The sequence below is a fragment of the Spiroplasma phoeniceum P40 genome (assembly GCF_003339775.1).
GTDB lineage: Bacteria > Bacillota_I > Bacilli_A > Mycoplasmatales > Mycoplasmataceae > Spiroplasma > Spiroplasma phoeniceum.
The window spans coordinates 475847-493891 of record NZ_CP031088.1 but is presented as its reverse complement, the minus strand read 5'-3'; the positions used below and the strand labels follow the sequence as shown (position 1 = coordinate 493891).

The 18045-nt window shown below is 26.1% G+C and carries 22 protein-coding genes; 21 read left to right on the top strand and 1 reads right to left on the bottom strand.

The genetic code is table 4. The features are described 5' to 3' along the window. Positions 1-16: 16 nt before the first annotated feature. The 21 genes from argS (at position 17) to SDAV_RS03130 (ending at position 17233) form a co-directional block, all read left to right on the top strand. Positions 17-1690, top strand: coding sequence for an arginine--tRNA ligase (argS, locus tag SDAV_RS03220; protein WP_114564520.1), 1674 nt, complete (start codon positions 17-19; stop codon positions 1688-1690). Positions 1691-1737: 47 nt separating this feature from the next. Further along, a complete protein-coding gene (locus tag SDAV_RS03215) occupies positions 1738-3255 on the top strand; it encodes a hypothetical protein (protein WP_114564519.1) in 1518 nt (505 codons plus the stop codon). A gap of 252 nt (positions 3256-3507) precedes the next feature. Next, positions 3508-4320, top strand: coding sequence for a type 1 periplasmic-binding domain-containing protein (locus tag SDAV_RS13010; RefSeq protein WP_245938501.1), 813 nt, complete (start codon positions 3508-3510; stop codon positions 4318-4320). Between the two features lies 1 nt (position 4321). After that, complete coding sequence (locus SDAV_RS13005) at positions 4322-4513, top strand: hypothetical protein (protein ID WP_245938500.1); 192 nt, start codon at positions 4322-4324, stop codon at positions 4511-4513. Further along, positions 4485-4655 (top strand): hypothetical protein, encoded by a 171-nt coding sequence (locus SDAV_RS13000; RefSeq protein ID WP_245938499.1) that lies wholly within the window; start codon positions 4485-4487, stop codon positions 4653-4655. The genes SDAV_RS13005 and SDAV_RS13000 overlap by 29 nt, the downstream gene beginning before the upstream one ends. 103 nt (positions 4656-4758) lie before the next feature. Then, the gene (locus SDAV_RS03205; protein ID WP_245938498.1) at positions 4759-5019 is read left to right on the top strand and encodes a hypothetical protein; all 261 of its coding nucleotides are present in this window, start codon (positions 4759-4761) and stop codon (positions 5017-5019) included. 83 nt (positions 5020-5102) lie between these two features. Next, the gene (locus SDAV_RS03200; RefSeq protein ID WP_245938497.1) at positions 5103-6782 is read left to right on the top strand and encodes an MSC_0882 family membrane protein; all 1680 of its coding nucleotides are present in this window, start codon (positions 5103-5105) and stop codon (positions 6780-6782) included. A gap of 117 nt (positions 6783-6899) precedes the next feature. After that, positions 6900-7160 (top strand): hypothetical protein, encoded by a 261-nt coding sequence (locus tag SDAV_RS03195; RefSeq protein WP_151202503.1) that lies wholly within the window; start codon positions 6900-6902, stop codon positions 7158-7160. A gap of 571 nt (positions 7161-7731) precedes the next feature. Further along, on the top strand, positions 7732-8115 hold the full coding sequence (locus tag SDAV_RS03190) for a hypothetical protein (RefSeq protein WP_114564516.1): 384 nt from the start codon (positions 7732-7734) through the stop codon (positions 8113-8115). After that, on the top strand, positions 8096-8494 hold the full coding sequence (locus tag SDAV_RS03185) for a hypothetical protein (RefSeq protein WP_114564515.1): 399 nt from the start codon (positions 8096-8098) through the stop codon (positions 8492-8494). Before SDAV_RS03190 ends, SDAV_RS03185 begins: the two co-directional genes overlap by 20 nt. Positions 8495-8505: 11 nt before the next feature. After that, positions 8506-8964: a hypothetical protein gene (locus SDAV_RS03180; RefSeq protein WP_114564514.1), complete on the top strand. Its 459-nt coding sequence runs from the start codon at positions 8506-8508 to the stop codon at positions 8962-8964. 17 nt (positions 8965-8981) lie between these two features. Next, positions 8982-10136 carry a hypothetical protein gene (locus SDAV_RS03175; protein ID WP_114564513.1) on the top strand — a complete coding sequence of 385 codons (1155 nt, stop codon included), beginning with the start codon at positions 8982-8984 and terminating at the stop codon, positions 10134-10136. 308 nt (positions 10137-10444) lie between these two features. Continuing rightward, a complete protein-coding gene (locus SDAV_RS03170) occupies positions 10445-10804 on the top strand; it encodes a hypothetical protein (protein ID WP_114564512.1) in 360 nt (119 codons plus the stop codon). Positions 10805-10806: 2 nt separating this feature from the next. Continuing rightward, complete coding sequence (locus SDAV_RS03165) at positions 10807-11517, top strand: hypothetical protein (RefSeq protein WP_114564511.1); 711 nt, start codon at positions 10807-10809, stop codon at positions 11515-11517. A 6-nt stretch (positions 11518-11523) separates the two neighbouring features. Then, the gene (locus SDAV_RS03160) at positions 11524-11904 is read left to right on the top strand and encodes a hypothetical protein (protein ID WP_114564510.1); all 381 of its coding nucleotides are present in this window, start codon (positions 11524-11526) and stop codon (positions 11902-11904) included. A 111-nt stretch (positions 11905-12015) separates the two neighbouring features. Next, a complete protein-coding gene (locus tag SDAV_RS03155; protein WP_114564509.1) occupies positions 12016-12288 on the top strand; it encodes a hypothetical protein in 273 nt (90 codons plus the stop codon). Between the two features lie 95 nt (positions 12289-12383). Then, positions 12384-13466, top strand: coding sequence for a hypothetical protein (locus SDAV_RS03150; RefSeq protein WP_114564508.1), 1083 nt, complete (start codon positions 12384-12386; stop codon positions 13464-13466). Positions 13467-13487: 21 nt separating this feature from the next. Next, a complete protein-coding gene (locus tag SDAV_RS03145) occupies positions 13488-13754 on the top strand; it encodes a hypothetical protein (protein WP_114564507.1) in 267 nt (88 codons plus the stop codon). Between the two features lie 24 nt (positions 13755-13778). Then, on the top strand, positions 13779-15041 hold the full coding sequence (locus tag SDAV_RS03140) for a hypothetical protein (protein ID WP_114564506.1): 1263 nt from the start codon (positions 13779-13781) through the stop codon (positions 15039-15041). Continuing rightward, positions 15041-15442, top strand: a complete 402-nt coding sequence (locus SDAV_RS03135) for a hypothetical protein (RefSeq protein ID WP_114564505.1) — start codon at positions 15041-15043, stop codon at positions 15440-15442. Before SDAV_RS03140 ends, SDAV_RS03135 begins: the two co-directional genes overlap by 1 nt. 204 nt (positions 15443-15646) lie before the next feature. Further along, positions 15647-17233, top strand: a complete 1587-nt coding sequence (locus SDAV_RS03130; protein WP_186823460.1) for a hypothetical protein — start codon at positions 15647-15649, stop codon at positions 17231-17233. A gap of 24 nt (positions 17234-17257) precedes the next feature. Here SDAV_RS03130 and SDAV_RS03125 read toward each other — a convergent pair whose 3' ends face one another. Further along, complete coding sequence (locus SDAV_RS03125; RefSeq protein WP_114564503.1) at positions 17258-17767, bottom strand: lipoprotein; 510 nt, start codon at positions 17765-17767, stop codon at positions 17258-17260. Between the last annotated feature and the right edge of the window lie 278 nt (positions 17768-18045).

The following is an 18045-nucleotide window of genomic DNA, read 5'->3' as shown; positions in this document are numbered from 1 at the left end:
GAAAGGAACCACAATTATGAATACGAATGTTAAATTAATTGAAAATCTGTTAGAAGAGTACTTAAAGGCAAATAATTTAACAACACCAGTGATGGTTGAAAAACCACGTCAAGAAGGATTTGGACATTTATCAACCAATTTGGCTTTGTTACTAGCAAAAAAATTAAAAAAGTCACCAAATAAAATTGCTGAAGAAGTTATTGATTTTATTGAAAAAAATAATAAATCATATTTTAAAAAAATTGAAATTGCTGGTGCGGGATTTATTAATTTTACCTTACTTGCTGATCAGTTACATCAAGTTATTAATGAGGTTTTAAAACGAGAAGAAAAATATGGATATTCAGCTCCAAAGAATTTTACTTATAATTTAGAAATTGTTTCAGCTAATCCAACGGGATTTTTACATATTGGTCATGCTCGGAATGGTGCCATTGGTGATAGTGTTGCTCGAATTTTGCGAGCAGCTGGTTATCATGTTCAAACTGAATATTATGTTAATGATGCTGGTAATCAAATAAATACTTTAGCAGTGACGGTTTTTGTTAGTTATTTAAATTTATTGGGTAAAAAAACCGAATTACCCCCTGATGCATATCGCGGCGATATGTATGCTGATGTTGCACAATATTTTGTTGACAATTATCAAGATAAATTTATTAATTTAACTTTTGATAAGGATTATAAAATTAGTGATCCAAAGGTACATGAAATGTTTTGTAAAAAATCAGTTGATTTATTTTTAGATATTATTAAAAAGCAATTAAAATTATTTCGAGTTGATATTGAATATTATTCTTCTGAAGCTGCAATGTATGAGGGAGGAAAAATTGATGCAACATTAGCCCAATATGCCAAATTGGGAAAAACTTATGAACAAGATGGTGCACTATGATTAAAAACAACCGACTTTGGTGATGATAAAGATCGTGTTTTAGTTAAAACAAATGGTGATTTAACTTATATTACTCCTGATTTAGCATCACATAATGAACGTTTAATGCGAAGCAAAGCAGATAAATTGGTTAATTTTTGAGGTGGTGATCATCACGGTTATATTGTACGAATGTTAGCGGGGTTACAGTTATTAGGATATAAAAAAGACATTTTAGATATTGATATGATTCAAATGGTACGGTTAATTAAAGACGGTGCTGAATATAAAATGAGTAAACGAAAAGGGGCAGCAGTTTGATTAATTGACTTAATTGAAGAAATTGGAGTTGACCCAATTCGTTATATGTTAGCTTCAAAAAGTGCTCAAAGTCATATGGACTTAGATATTGGTATTTTAAAAGAGCATTCTTCAAAAAACCCTGTTTATTATGCACAATATGCAACAGCGCGTTGCAATAGCGTGCTAAAACAAGCCAAAATTAGCAAAATTAATATTACGGATGTTAAAACCTTTGAATTATTAACGTCACAAAAAGAATTAGACCTTTTAAATGAGATTGATTTATTTAATCGTTGCATTGAAGGAGCAGCAAAATTACGTCAACCACATCTTGTCTGTGATTATGTGCAAAATGTTGCGCGGCAATTCCATTCATATTATAATGAATCAAAAGTTATTAATTTAGATAACTTAGAATTAACAAAACAGCGCTTAGTATTTATTAAAGTAATTTATCAAGTTTTATCAAATGCCTTTAATTTATTAGGGGTTAATGTTATTGAACGGATGTAATTATTTAGGTTATGTTATAATCTATAATACAGAAAGAGGGTGCAGGTGTGTTACAAAATAATTGAGATTTTTTTTTATTTAATCCATTAATGTTATTATTGTTATTTGTTCTTTACATATTAATTTTAATAAAAAACATTAAAATTAAACATACTAGTCAGAAGGCATTCTTTATTCAAACGTTTTTATATTGATTTGCATTATCATCAATTATTGGTGATAATTTTGAGTTCCGCGATTTATTCTTTGCCGCATCAATTAATAATATGGAAGGAATTGCCATTATTGCAACAACTTCCCTTTCTCTTTATGCTTTTTTAGCGATGATTCCTTATTTATTTTTACATAAGGTTTTTTCTCGTATTGGTTGACATTTTTTTCAATATACAATGTTTGGAATATCAATGCTTGGAATTTTTATTTTAATTGTTTATCCTTCCGCACCAACATTAATTATCGCGGCAATTTTTCTTGGTTTTGGAATTATTACAAAGGCTAGTTATTTTTTATCATATAATAATGAAGAATATGGTTGTAAGTTTTTTCCATTTAAAACAATTAGTTTAGTAGCGCCATTAATGACATTTGCGCTTATTTTTGGTAGTGAGTTTAATAATATTGTTATTACAGTAGGAAGTAATTTAACTAATCAGTTGCAAATAGGAATTATTGGAATTGGCGCAATAATTGCTATTGCGGGTGCAACAATTTTATATGCTTTATTTTCACATAAAGAATTTACATCAACATCATTTACGATTGAACAGCAAAAAATGTTTGAACCATTTAAATGGGGAAAAGTATTAATTATCTTTTTTATGGTAATTTTAATTATTATTTTAAAAGAAGTGTCTCAATCAAATATTTATCTTTGATTGTTAGGCCAACGCACATGAGAAAAATACCATGATGTTTGAAAAGTCAACCAATTTGTGCGTTTAAATGAACAATTATTCCTAATTCCACAATTTTTTGGTGCTTATTTAGCTTGTCATTTACTGTATAATAAAATTGGTGTTAAATATTGCTTTGGGTTAGGGTTATTACTATGATTTATTTTCTTTAGTATTACTGCATTTAATCATTCTCCAGAAGCTTACTTAGCATTGCAAGTTATTAATGGATTAGCTTTTGCTATGTGTTTTAATATTTTGTTTGCAATGACGTGTGAATGAAAATATCGTTCGCCAACAAATAAACCGATTGTAGCACAATTTCAATTATTATGATTTGGATTAGAATTCATTATTAAATTTGTTGATGATGTGATGCGTGATAAAAAGGTTGGTATATTTAAAGAATATGCTTATGGTCAGCAATATATTACCCGTGATAATTTTGCGATTCAAATTGATAATATTACAACAATTATTTCAACAATTTGTGCCACAATTGTTTTACTTTTATTGTTAATATTTTATTATACTTCAGACATAATTTTAGCTGAATATCGCAATCATTTACGTTTATTAGTTCCGAAAGTTAATCTATTATTACGCGAAAGTTTTATTAGTCGTGTTAAATCAAATATTAATTCTGAAACAAATAACAAGAAAAAAACTTAAATAAAATAATTGTTGTTTTAATAAAAGAATATTTTTAGTATTTTTTTAAATTATGGTTAAAGGAGATTAGAATGAAAAAAATAATTAAAATTTTAATGGCACTACAAATTGGCACTACTTCTGCTAGTTTTTTAACATCTTGTGTTAAAAAATACCAATATATGTATGATATTTAGATAATTAACTAGTGGTGGGTCAATTAATGATAAATCTTATATTCAATCAGCTTGAGAAGGAGCAAGCAAATATATCGTGTCACAATTTACCCAAGTTTCATCAATGACACAATGACAAGATAGTCCATTTCGAGCTAGCTATTTTGAACCAAATGGTATTACACCAGGTGAATTTAAAGCAGCTTATATTACAGCTAGTATTGCTGGGACAAAGACGCTAATTTTACCTGGTTTTAGTCATGCCAATACCATTGGTTGAGCAGCAAACTTAGTGGATAATGTTATTTTTATTGATGGTAGTGGTCAGAATGTTCATAAAAATATGGACCCATATGGTCCGTTAGTTGATAATATTGTCGGAATTTTATTTCAAAAAGAAATTACTGGTTTTTTAGCGGGTCTTGTTACAACAATATGACTTAATTTGCATCAAACAGAATTTCAACAACAGTTAAATATTGCAACTTATGGAGGAATGGATAATCCAGTTGGTGTTTCAAATTATTTATGAGCATTTTTATTATCAGCGGATGTGTTTAATGAAATTATTAAGAACGATGTTAGATATCCTAATTTACATCAATTGATGACAGATATTTTAGCAATAATTAAAAACATAAACCCCAAAATTAATAATTTATTACCAATAAGAAAAGTTCAAGAAGTATTAAATGACAATGAGTCATGGTTTTCACAATCATTTAATCAAGGAGAAGGAAAAGTGATTTCTGATTATTTAATTACTAAAAAAGCAAGTATTATTTTCCCTGTTGCAGGACCACAAACCCAAGATACAATTGACCGAATTAAATATAATAAAACGAAAAAAAGTTGTTGGAATTGATACAGCACAATCTCAAATATATGGTGATGAATATATTATTACTAGTGTGTTATTAAATATTGCACAAGCAACAGAAAAAGCTTTATCTAATATCTATTCAACAACTTGTATTTATAATAATGTAACTAAACAATGAGATAATAAGCAACTTGATTCTTGTTGAATTAATACTGACCAATCTTCAAAAACAAATTTAAATTGATTAGAAATTGAAAAAAACAAAATGGATTGATGATAGTATTATTAATTATATTAATAACGATGCAAAGATTACTAAATTAACAACAACAATTGGGATGATTTATGATCAAATTAAACAAGAGCACTTTACTGATACATTAAAATTTAACTTATCAAACACAAAATGAAGTAAAAACTAAATTATTAGAGACATTAGAAAAGGGTTTAGGATAAAAATAATATGTTTTTTTGCATAAATTTTAAAAAGTATAGTATAATACTCATAGATAGTGTGGTGTTTATATGGATGGCTTCTTGACAACAAGCATAACAATCTTAGATTTAGACATTCCAGTAATCGGGTTAATTGGTTTTCTACTAGGATTTGCAGCGCTATTATTATTTGTTTATTTTATTATTACTTTTTCTTTATTTCGAAGTAAAAAAAGCAGTAGTAATTGAACGAATATTGTAAAATTAAAACAAGAAACTAGTTTTAAGAAAAACATTGAGTATTTTGAACAAGAAATTATGCTAGTTAAAAAAATGGGTGATAAAAACTAGCAGTTTCTTTTTTAATACAATGTTATTCACATTTAGGGCAGGTGAAACAAAGCATGGGTTTTTTTAATAAGGTTAAATCGTTTATGGTGAAAGATAAACAACATGAGCAACCACCAATGCAATCAGCAAATCGTTTTGGTGATAATTTTAATCCTGAATTAAGAAACCAAAATAATGTTGATTTTAGTCAAAATCAACCCCATCCAAATGGAATGCCTCAAAATCATCTTTCGTCAAATCAATACTTTCGTCCAAATGAAGCATATAAACAAAACCAATTAAATAATATGGAAATGTTATATCAAAATAATAATACAATTCGTCCAGCACGAATGAACTTAAGTAACCAATATAATTATTATGCTAATAATCATGACCGCCAGTATTTTGAAGAAGACCGTGAGGTAATGAATATAAATGCTTCACAAATGCCACCCGGTTATGTTGAACCATATTATAATCATGATGCGGCGCAAAATTATTCGCGTCCAGTTCATCAACAAATTTTGCCACGCCGAATTCAGCAGCATGTAACAAGTTCTAATTATGATCAATATTGGTCAGGACAACAAAATCAAGGGCGATATGACAATGCTGAATTTATGTGATATCAGAACCACCGTGATGGTTATGTTAACGATGATAATATGTATGAAAATCAATATCGCCCTCCTTATCAATCACGTGTTGCATCACCGTATCATCAATCACAAGTTAATGAACAATTTAATCTTTCAGAATTAGCTTATTATAGCAAAGGTGCCTATCGTGGTGCAAATTCATCACAATATTTTTATGATAATCAAATGATGACAAATTCAATGCCAGCGCCACCATCGTATTATCAAAATAGTCATTTTATTCCATCAGCGCAATTTGACCCACCAGCTTTAACAAAAAGTAGGGAAAATAATCGTTATGCTTATCAACCACAGTTATCAGAAAAACAACGTCGTCGTTTTAATAAGGAATATGCTAACCGTTTAATTCCTTTAGAAATTGTTTGTGAGATTCGTTCGGAAAAAGTTCGTACCTTAATTATGATTATTATTGGTTTTCTTGGAACAATGATGACAAGTTTATTTATTGCCTTATATTTTATTTCTCATCAACAAGAATTAGAAGCAATTATGGGAATTAAAGCGAAATATATTCCTCATCCATTTTTGACAATTACTTTTTTGTTAATTTCTCTAGGATTATTGTTTGCTGGTATTTTTGATTTATCACGAGTTCGAATTGAAACAAATAGTTATCTTTCTAATTTAACACGCGGTAATCATACTATTCCGCATTTCTTAATTGATAATTATAAAAAAATGACTGTTCGTAGTATTGTTTTAAATTGATTAGCATTCCCGACTTATTTCTTTGGTGGAATTATTTTAGGAATTTTATATGGTTTTCAACAACATTCAGGTGAAGAGTTTCGGTTTGGTTTTTGAAGTTGAGGAATTGTTGATGATTTAACAGCAGCCATTACAATTACAATTATTATTTTAATCCTAACATTAGGCGTTCATATTGCGAATATTGTTTTAACAAAAAAAAGAAAAGCAAATATTATTGGTTATTATGGATATGAAATTGTTCATCCAGAAGAATTAGCAGCTTTAAAGAAAAAAACAAATCGTATTTGTTTAGTAATTTTTATTATTTTCTTAATTATTTTAACACTAGTAATTTCAATTCCATGATTAATTGCTCGTCGTCGTAAACGAAACGGTGATGCATTACTTGGTCGTTGGTTTAACCGAAATTAAATATTGTTTTAAAAATAATTGATAATGTTTTTCTTAACCAAAAGATAAATAATAATTGTTATTGTTTATTCAATATAATAATAAGTAATAAGTATCTTATTGGAAGAAGGTGGCATATTGATGAAACGGTTATTAACCATTTTTAGTTCTTTTGTGTTAGGCAGTGGTAATGTGTTTGGGGTGGCTAGTTGTACCGCGCGAGGAAAGTATGAACGTGATGATAAAGATGAATTAGATCATAATCAAGATCTTGGTATTTTAAATGATATAAAAGAGGAAGTAAACCAAACTTTTGCAGCGTGGTGAGATACAAAGGCAACAATTGATATTAATGATTATCCGGATCAAATACCATTTGTTGCAGAGTTAGTTGATTAGTTAAAAAAAGATAATGATGGTTTGACATTGACGGATGAAAGAATTAGGTATTAAGAAAAAAGCTTATTTTTTATAAAAAATATAAATAAAGTAATTAAATACAAATTAAACTAATCGCTTATTAAAGCGTTTTTTTATTTGCATTATTCATTAGATAGTATCTTTAAAATTAAAAATTAACCTATTTTTCCCTACAAATTAGTTAATTTTTATAATTTCCTTTCTGTGATTTATTATATTTTTTCGGTTTAACAACTAATAATATCATTTTTAATAAAGGTACTATCTGATGAATAATGTAATCTAAAACTTAATATTTTGATGCTTAAAGATGGATAACTCATCTATGGCACGAAGCCTTAAAAAAGTGTGAAAGCGATTGGATTTACTACTCCTATTTATTTCTTTAATTCTCGGCGGGGTTAGTCGCCCGCGAAATGTCAGAGCGTGTGTTTTTGCTTGTTTCATAAAAAGAGTGTTGTTAAACCAAAAAAACAATATCGGACACTAAAAAACAAGAGGGAGGAGCTCCAAAAGGTTATTTTCTTTGTATAAAGTTGTCTAGGGATGGATGCAAAAGAAAATAATTAATAATATTACTTTTAGTTATAATTCTGAAGAAGAAGCAATAAATAATATGTATTTAATATTAAATGAGTTCAAAAATAAAATTTGTTCTTATTTAAACAAAGCTATTGTAATAATTGAAGATTACCAACTTCATAAGGGTTTAAAAATAAAAAATCCTTTATCTACTCCTAAATTTATTGGTGGTTTAAAAGTTTTATGCAAATATTTATTTAATTTAAATTATGTTTTACAATATCCAGCTGTTAAGAAAAATTATATTTATACTGGAAATATTAAAATGACAGAGCATGAATTAGATGCTTGGAAACATTTACAATATTTTTTATTAAAAGGAGTTGATAAAAATGGCACAAACAAAAAGTAATTTATCTAAAAAATCAATAACTAATAAACCTAAAATAAAAAATAAAAAAGTTAATAAGTTAGAATTAACTGTTAAATTACATGAAAATCCTATTAAAACTAAAATTAAAGCACTTGTTGCTGGTGGCATTGAAGTTGATGCTTGTTCGGCTAAATGTCAATGAGACGGATTAAATTATTCAACATTATCAATATATAACCCATCTGTTTTAACTGAATTTTTGAAATTAAAAAAAGATGATGAGATAAAAATTAAAGGCTCAGTATTTAATCAGTTAAATATAAAAACTAACCGCTATTTTTTATATTTTAGAGTAGAAAGTTTTGAAATTATACAAAAAGCGATTAGAAAAAGAACAAATACAAATATTAAAAAATAGGAGGAAAAACAATGGCATTAAAAAATGTAAAATATGTTCTTATCAATGAAGATAATGAACCAATTAAAAATGAAGATGGTAGTTTAGATATTAAAACTGCTGAAATTATTTTAGAAAATACTGCTGAAGTTGAAGAATTTAATGCAAGTAATTTAGAAAATAGTAATCAACAAATCAACGAATTACAAACAAAAAATACTGAATTAACTTCTCAAATTGAACAACAAACTATTCAATTAAAACAAATTGAAGTAATTGACTTTATTAATTCTTTAACTGATAATGAAGAATTTAAAAATGTTTTATTAAAGTCTTATGATATTAATGATGATATTGAAGTTATCAAAACACAATTACAAAGTGTTTATGATGAATTAATTAAGGTACAAACAGTTAATACTGGTGGAGTACCAAAAACAGAAGAACAACAAAACAATATTTTAGATACTGACAATGTATTTAATAAATAGAAGGAAGGTATAAAATTATGGCACAAAATCCACAAAGAATTTTCGGTGATATTGCTAATCAAGCAACAGAACGAGATCGAGAAGCATTTGAAGAATGATATTTACAAACATATCAACAAAAATTTAGTTGAGAAGCTTTATTTGCGTGAAAAGAAGCAAATAAATTTGGTTTAACATATAAAAGAAAGAAAAATATTAAATATAAACAAGGCCTAGGAAAAGGTGGTCAAGTATTTAATACCGATGATAACTTATTAAAATACTCAACTGTTGAGTTTGAAGATGGAATTATTGAATTAGATACAATTTTAACTTTTGCTGGTAAATTAGACCCAGTAGAAAGTGATTTTAATCCTAATCTTTGAGCCGCTGATATTGAACAAGCAATGGATACTGAAGTTTCTTATAAACGAAATAAAATTTTAGAAATTATTAATAATGGAGAAGTTACAACTATTCAAGGAAATAAAGCTGATGATACAAATGCTTTACAAATCCACGATGAAATTATGGACAAAATATATGAAAATGGTTTTACTCCATCAGAAACAGTTGTACTAGGTTCAGCAGATTTTATCCGTGGAATTCGTAATAAATTACAATTACAACTTGGAGCAAATGACCAAATTAATAGTGTAATTGAAACAAGTGGAGCAATGAAAACTGTTGAAGGAACAACATACTATATGGTTCCTAAAAAATTACCCATTATTAATGAAGATGGTTCAGAAGGAACAATTAATCTATTACCAAATGGTGTTAATGCAATAGCTTTTAAATTTAGCAAAAAATATGACCCACTTATTTTACAAAAAAAAGACCATACCCCATTAAGAGTTGGTGCGGCAGCTTTAGGTACTGGAATGGGTAATACTTTAATTATGGAAAGAGTTTTATATTTGGGTGGAGCAGTAGTTGAAACAAAAGGAATTATTAAACACATTTATTCAAAGTCTGCTTTATCAAAAGTTATTACAGTACCTAATTTAGGTCAAATTACAATGGCTGGTGATACCCCAACAACAGCAGAATTAGAAACTGCTATTAAAGTAAAAAATCCTAATTATCAAAATGGAGATGCAACATTCTCTAATATTACATCTACTGGCGCATTAGCAACTGGAAATCCAAATAAATATAGTGGAACAGTTTCTCTAATTTATTCAAAGTAAGTAGCGCCATAGATATCCACGATAAAATTAAAAATGTTGATAGTTTAACAAATGATGAAATAATTAAAGGAATTATTGTACCGCAAAAAGTAGGTAATGAAGATTTAAGACCACTTTTAAATGATAAAGTTTTAAAAGCAGTTAAAACAGTTGATGCAAGTTTAACAGTTGATGATTATGATTGATGATCTTTATATTATCAAGGTTCACCATCAACTTATGATATTACATCAACAGATATTTATGTTGATATTTATATTGCTGGTAAAAATAATGCAACTGGTGTATCACAAGTTCAATATTATAAAGTGCAAAAAGTAAATCAAATTAATATTAATCAATTTAATAAAAGTAATATTGGTAGTTTAACTAAACCTTGATATAGTGATGTTCCTGATTTAACTAAAAAAGCAGATGTAATTGCGGAAATGAATACTGGTCTTATTAAAGCAATTCAAAAAATTAATGCTGGTTTAACAACTTCAGATTATATTGTTACTATTTTAGATTTTAGTCATTTAATTTTTAATGATAGAGATGAGGGTGATTTTAGTAAAGATGTTGAACTGTCATATAGTTTAAATGGTACAAATTGATTAACTGGTGAAACAACAGGAATGGAAATTACAGTTCCTGCTGCTACTAAAAAAACCAAAAATAAAAAATAAAAATGCCAATTGGAACAACAAAAACTGCTCTTATTTATAGTATTAAAACTCCAACCAGATTATCAATTCAGCAACAACAAAAAAGTTTTGGTTTACAATTATTAGAATTTTTAGGAATACAAGTTTTAGCACTTGGTTTATCAGTTTTAACTGGTGGGATTGCTTCTGCTGTTGAATTAGGTGCGGGATTATCTAATTTTGCTGCTGCCCTTATATCGTTTGGAGTAGAAACAGCAACTGATTTTACAGTCAATCAAATATATGATAAATTAACCTCAGAAGTTACCGCAAAAAGTACCGCTTTAAATTTATTTCCAGAAATTGGGGGTATTGGTAAATTAACTCGTGCTGCTAGAATAACAAAAGTTTTAAAATTAGCAAAAGAAACTAAATTACTTGAAAAATTAGGAATAGTAACTGCTAAAAACTTAGAAGATGTTGTAAGACAAGTAGCGGGTAAAAAGATTTTATTTAATAAATTAATATTTGATTTTACTAAACAAGCAAATAATGAGACTTTATTATATACAATTAGAAAATTATTTCCTCCTGGAACTGATTTTAATAATGTTAGTCAACAAAAAATAAGTCCAAAGTTGGTACAAAAAGCACCTAGATTAACAAAAAAATATCAAGGATATGTTAATAATTGATTATCAGAATATGGTTTAAGTTTTGAAAAAATAACAAAAATAAGTACTGATGAATGATAAAAAATTATGACTGATTTACATAAAAAAGGAATTGCTAAAAAATTATTATTAAATGTTAATTTAATGCTAGCAAATAAAATATATAAAAATAAATTAGTTAATTTTATCCATAAAACTCCAATCAAATTAAATAAAATATTAGAAAAATTAGAAAAAATAAACCCAAATTTTTATATTCAAAAAGCAACTAAAAAAATATTAGCACCAATTGAAAAAAGAATAATCAATATTAAACAAAAAGTAATTCAAAAAATTAATGAACAAACTAGAAAAGTATTATCTAAATTTGAAACCAAGGCTATTCAAAAAGGACAATTATTACCATTTGCTTATGGTTCTGATGTTTTTTTAGCAGTTAAAATTGTTCCAATAAGTGTTGCGGGTTAAGTTGCTTTAACAATATATTATAAAAATCCTAAATATTCTCCAATTGTTGTTACTACCACTTTAATAAAAGCAGAACAGTTTATTTTAGCAAAAGAACCATTTAAATTCTATATGGATAGTGAATGATTTATTGACTGAGGATTTAAAAAAACAAGTTTATTTAATTTAGTATCTTTTGCCCCCGCTGTTTATCGCCAAGTAGTAAGAGATAGTTTTAAAACATATCGGACAATTGCTAAATTTTTAAAGTTAAGAGAGCAAATAAAAAATAATTGGAACAAAAGTGAAATGTTAAAAACTGTTGAAGATAGTGTGGCAACTAGTTTATTAGGTAGTGGATTTGTTTTTAAAACATATAAACAATTTGAAAAAACAAAAATTTAAGTAAAACAATTAAATCAAAAACATTATTAAATAGTAGAAAATTTATATCAAAAAAAATATATTCTAAAAAAAGAAAATGATAAGGAGATGGTTAAATGTTAAATGAGTTATGAGATGGTGTTACTTTAAAAAACTATAATAATTTTAATCCAATGACAGGTAAAATTACCCAAGTTCCAGTTCGTTATAATAAATTTTTTAAAAATGATGTAGAATTGTGATTTAGAACTTTTGCAATAAGAGCACAAAATATGATTAATTCATATTTAAATTATCCTTTTACAAAATTAAAGTTTGAAACATTTAAAGACCCATTATTAAAGAAAATATGTATTAATATGGTTTTTATTACTGTAGATCATTGAACATTTAATCGGATCCCAGTTGAGTTTTTTACTTCTGCAACAATGAATATTGGTGATATTAATTATTCTTCACAAAACTACCCAATGGCAACATGGCAAGGTTTATTACCTACTTATGCAAAATCATTGGCTAATCTAACAACTTTAAAGAAAATGTTTCCCACTTTTGAAGAAAAAGGAATTGATTTAACAATGATAGATTTAGAAGCATATTATACACAATTAGAAGTTGATGCATTAATAGAAGAAAAAACTAAAATTGATAATAAAGCAATTATTAAAAATAAAAATAATGAGTTATCAGTTCCGTTTGACAATGATACGATTTATTATGAAAATAATGTTTGAAAAGCAAAACAAGGCGGTAGTTCAATAACAGTTAATGCTCCATTACATCAAAAAGATGATAATAGTTTAGAATTATTATTATCAGATAAATTTGGTATTGAAGAAAATCAATTATCTTTTAAAAAAATTAAATGAGAAAAAGTAACGATATCATATAAGCCTGATAGTGCTAAGTATATTGATATTCCTGAATTTTCAGAAGAATATCGTTATCAAGTTTGATTATCACCAACTAATCTTAAAGGTGCTGAAGGTATGTTATGACTTGAACCACCTTATTTTACAGAAACAAAAGAAAATAAAACTTTATCTAAACATCAAGCAACTTGTTTTATTGATGATATCGATAAAACCCCTTATAGTATTGTTTTATATAATGCTAGTGGTCGGGTTTATTTAACTAATGGTTCAGAGGGTTCTAATATACCAATTAATAGTGTTCGGGTTTTACGACAAGAAGTATAGAAAGAAAGTGAGGTGTTATAAATGGATTTAAAAGAATATAAATCAGAAATTTTGTTATTAATTCGCAAAGTATTTATTTGAGGATTGGGTGCTATTTTAATAATAAGTTCAGTTGTATTATTTTTTTGTAAGGTATTTAAAGTAATTGATATTGAATGACCAGAATATTTTTATATTAAATTATCGTTGCTTATTACTGGGTCTTTTATTTATTTAATTGATAAAGTTTTTAATTTTTTTAAAAAAGACAAAAAACAAGATAGTATTGAAGATGTTATTAAAAAATAAGATACAAAATAAGAGGTGCTATAAATGGGATTATTACCAGCAAAAAAAAAAAAAAAAATAAAAAAAGAATATGATATTGATAGTTATTATTTTAATTTAGCATCAACAATTACTAATCGTAAAAATGTTAATGTTCAAAAACATAATGATATTTTAGAAAAAAGAATATGTGAGGATAATGCTAATTTTTTAAATCCACGTGAATTAGAAATTAGCATTATTAATCCAGTTACTAATCAGCAATTAGATACTAAATTAATTAATAACTTTTTAAAAATGCAAGATTTTACTAATAAAAATTGATATAACGAATATAAAATTAATAAATATGGTAAGGGCGCATATTTTATTTTTGTTAATAATTCAAAACTTAATTTTATTACGATTGATTTTTACAATGACCAGTATGACGAATTGGGAAATTTAGTTTCTTGTACTTTTGATTATGACCCATATATTAAAAATAATCAAAGTATTTTTATTACTGAAAAATTAGAAATTGATGCTATAAATAAACAAGTAAAAGTTATTAGAACATTAAAAACACGATTATATAGTACTATTACCGATTTATATATTGATGATACTAAATGGAATAACTATACTTCTTTACAACGCGAAAAAATATTACCACTTAATTTTATTCCGATTGAAATTATCCCTAATAATTCTAATTTTGAACCTTCTGCTCGTTATGGCAAACAATTTGCTAGTATTTTAGATATCATTGCTGAAAAGATTATGTTAGATCCATTATTAAATAGTGGTAAATTTACTATTAATACTAATGGAGTTACTGGTATTGTTGACCAAGAAATTAGTAAAATTTTGGCATCATTTATTGAAAATGACTTGTTATTAGTTGAAGGAGACCCTGATAGTAATTTTCAACCAGTAGACTATATTGCTGATAATTTTAAAGGTGAACAATTAACAAAAATATATGATTGATTGTTAACTAATTATTATAAAATTAATCGTCATCATGCTCCCGCTATTGCTAAAGTAGCACAACAAACCCAAGCCGAAGTTGCGGGAGTAAATATTCAAACAAACGCTTTTTATGAACAAATGATATATATTAGAGAAATTAAATTAACTGAATTTATTATTAAGTTAATTAAATATGATAATGATATTTTAAACAGTAGAACATTCAATATTAAAAATATTGATGAGTTAATTGTTGATGTTAAATTACCATTAAATTCTACTTTAAACAGACAATTAAAAAATGATGAAATTATTATAAACGCTCCTAATGAAGAGCAAGGAGGACAAGAATAATGTTAAAACCATCAGAAAAGATGTTATCAGAATTAAACGATGAACCAATTGACTATTCAATTGATAATATCCCCTTAGATTTTGCCAGTCAATCACAATATAGCGACCCTGACTTAGAACAGTTATTTACTGAAGACCGTGCTAGAACCTTATATATTTATAAAATTAATAATCTTGTTAAGACAAAGGAAAAACTAACATTAAACTACTCTCAAAATAGCGTTAAAATCGGTTTTATTGATAAAGATGAGTATATTAAAATTTCTGGTTATGAAATTAGTGACTTTAATTTTAAATTACAAATTCAGCAAAATACCACAATCCAAGACAACAGTACAAGTTATATAATGATTGATGAAAAAGATATTTTAATTAATGATATTTCAAAACAAGACAAGTAATTTTTAGAAACATTAGACTTAAAAATAATATCTGTCAATGAACCAATTAGTGAAGACAATAAAAATGAATGTTATATCATTGAAGAATATAAACACCACTATTCATTAGAAGGGATTGATATCATAAAATCTATGCATTTAATTAAAATAATCGATTTTAAATGAAAAAACCAAAATAGCATCCATTTAGTATTACAAAAATCATTGCCCAAAGATACAGTATTTACTGGGATTGAAATTAAATATCCTAAATCTATGTTATTTGGCAATATTAAATGCTGAGGGAATATTAATGGTGTTTATTCTTATCACTCATCAAATATTGAAAATGCTAGTTTAGTACCATTATTATCAATGCCAATAGAGACAGAACCTAATTTAATAATATTTCAATATTTATTTACAGAAAGTTTTTTACCTTGAAGTATTGCTAAAAATTACATTCAAGGTAAAGATGTATTAGATTTAATAAATGAAAATGGTTTAGATAAAGTTTTATTAAATTATTTAACATATCGCTACAATTATGATAGAAAATTTAAAGGCGCAAAATACGATGAAAAGGGTAACCCTACAAATAAAGCGGCTGAATTACGCCAACAATTCGAAGGGCAAAAACCCGAAGAAGTAATTGATGGTTTATTTGAAAACTGAAAATTAGATAATCCAAATCTTATTAATTATAATGCTGTCAAAAGATTTAAACAAATTATCTATATGTTATCAAATTATACATATAGCAAATATGCAATTAACAAAGGCTATAATGATGATGTTAAATTAATTGCTCCATATTATTTTGAATTAGTTTCTAAACCAAGAGAACAAGAAACTGGATATTGAGTATTTGAAACTTGCAAAGTTGAATTAAATTCATTATATTTTAATTTTAGTGGTAGTAGTCCTATTCCACCAATACCAGTAAATTATTGAGAAGAAGTTTATGCAGATGATAAACCATTTAATACAGTTGATAATAAATATTATTTTGTTGTATGGCGTGGTGATAAAAATGGTGATTGAAGAATTGTTAAATTTTTAAATAATAGTAATTTATTAAAAATTGATAATTTTAATAATCGCCAGTTAGAAAAAACGGATTTAGCATATGGAAAGGATTTATATATTAGTAATAATTCTGGTTTTATTAAATATGTATCAAATTGGCAAAGAGATGATGGAACTTATTTTAAAGCACTTTATCGCTGAAATTTAGATACTAATGAACCAAATACACCATTTATTTCACCTAAAACTGGACAAATTATCGATTGAAATTTAAAACAGCAAAATAATAATAACAAAAATTATGAAATTAAAGTAACTGTTAAAAATAAAGATATTTCAGAAAATCGAATTTATCAATTAGAAGTCAATTATTTTAATTGATTATCAATAACAAATGAATTAGAAACAAATAATATACCATCCCTTATACCTTTTAAAATTAAATTATCAGATGGAGAATATGGAAAATATTTAACTAATTTAATTGTTTCTAATGACAAAATAGAAAATTATTTAAATTATTTTTTACAATGATATAGATTACTTTATTCTAAGGCGGTTTGAATGAGTATTGTTAAAAAATTAGTTGTAGATAATATTAAAATAACTTTTTATAAACACGAAAAAATATTTAATTTAAATCAAATTGAAATATCGGGGATATGAGGTTATGGAAATTATGATATTACAATTTATACAGAAAAAGAAGAAATTAATATTAATAATTTACAATTATTTAATATAAACAATGAAAAATTATCATTAATTACATTAGAAATATAAAAATTCAGTTATTAAACTGACTTTTTATATTTCTTCATTAACTTTTATATTATCATTATCATTAATAATTAAATAAGGTTCATTAGTATCTAAATTTCAGCGATAAAATGCTTTAAAATAAGCTCCATCATCTCTTTGTCAATTTGATACATATTTAATAAAACCAGAATTATTACTAATATATAAATCCTTCCCATATGCTAAATCCGTTTTTTCTAACTGCCGATTATTAAAATTATCAATTTTTAATAAATTACTATTATTTAAAAATTTAACAATTCTTCAATCACCATTTTTATCACCACGCCATACAACATAATATCATTTATTATCAACTTGATTAAAAGGTTTTTCTTGTTGATAAATTCATTCTAAATTATCTTTTATTTCTTTGCAATTTGTGCATATTTGGTTTTCTTTTTTTAGTTGTTGTAATTCATCCTCGCTATATTGTGTTGTATTACAAGCAACTAAACTTGTTGCACTTGTTCCAATTAGAGTGATTGTGCCTAAAAGACTTAATATCTTTTTCATTATTATAATTCCTTTTGTTAAATTTTTTTATATAATTGTTTTAACATACTTGTATATATAAAAAAAGCGTTATTTAACTTTTTGAAAGGAAATTATTTAATTTATTATATGCAGAGGGTCAATCTGGCCTCGCGGAAAATTTAAGTTATTTTTCACAATAATTTAAGAAAGTCAACCGCTCGGCCCAAAATTATATTTACTTGACAAATTAAAAAAATAATTATCTATTTTAAATAGAGATGATTAGTAAATTAGCATCTCATCATCTAGATCGGTAT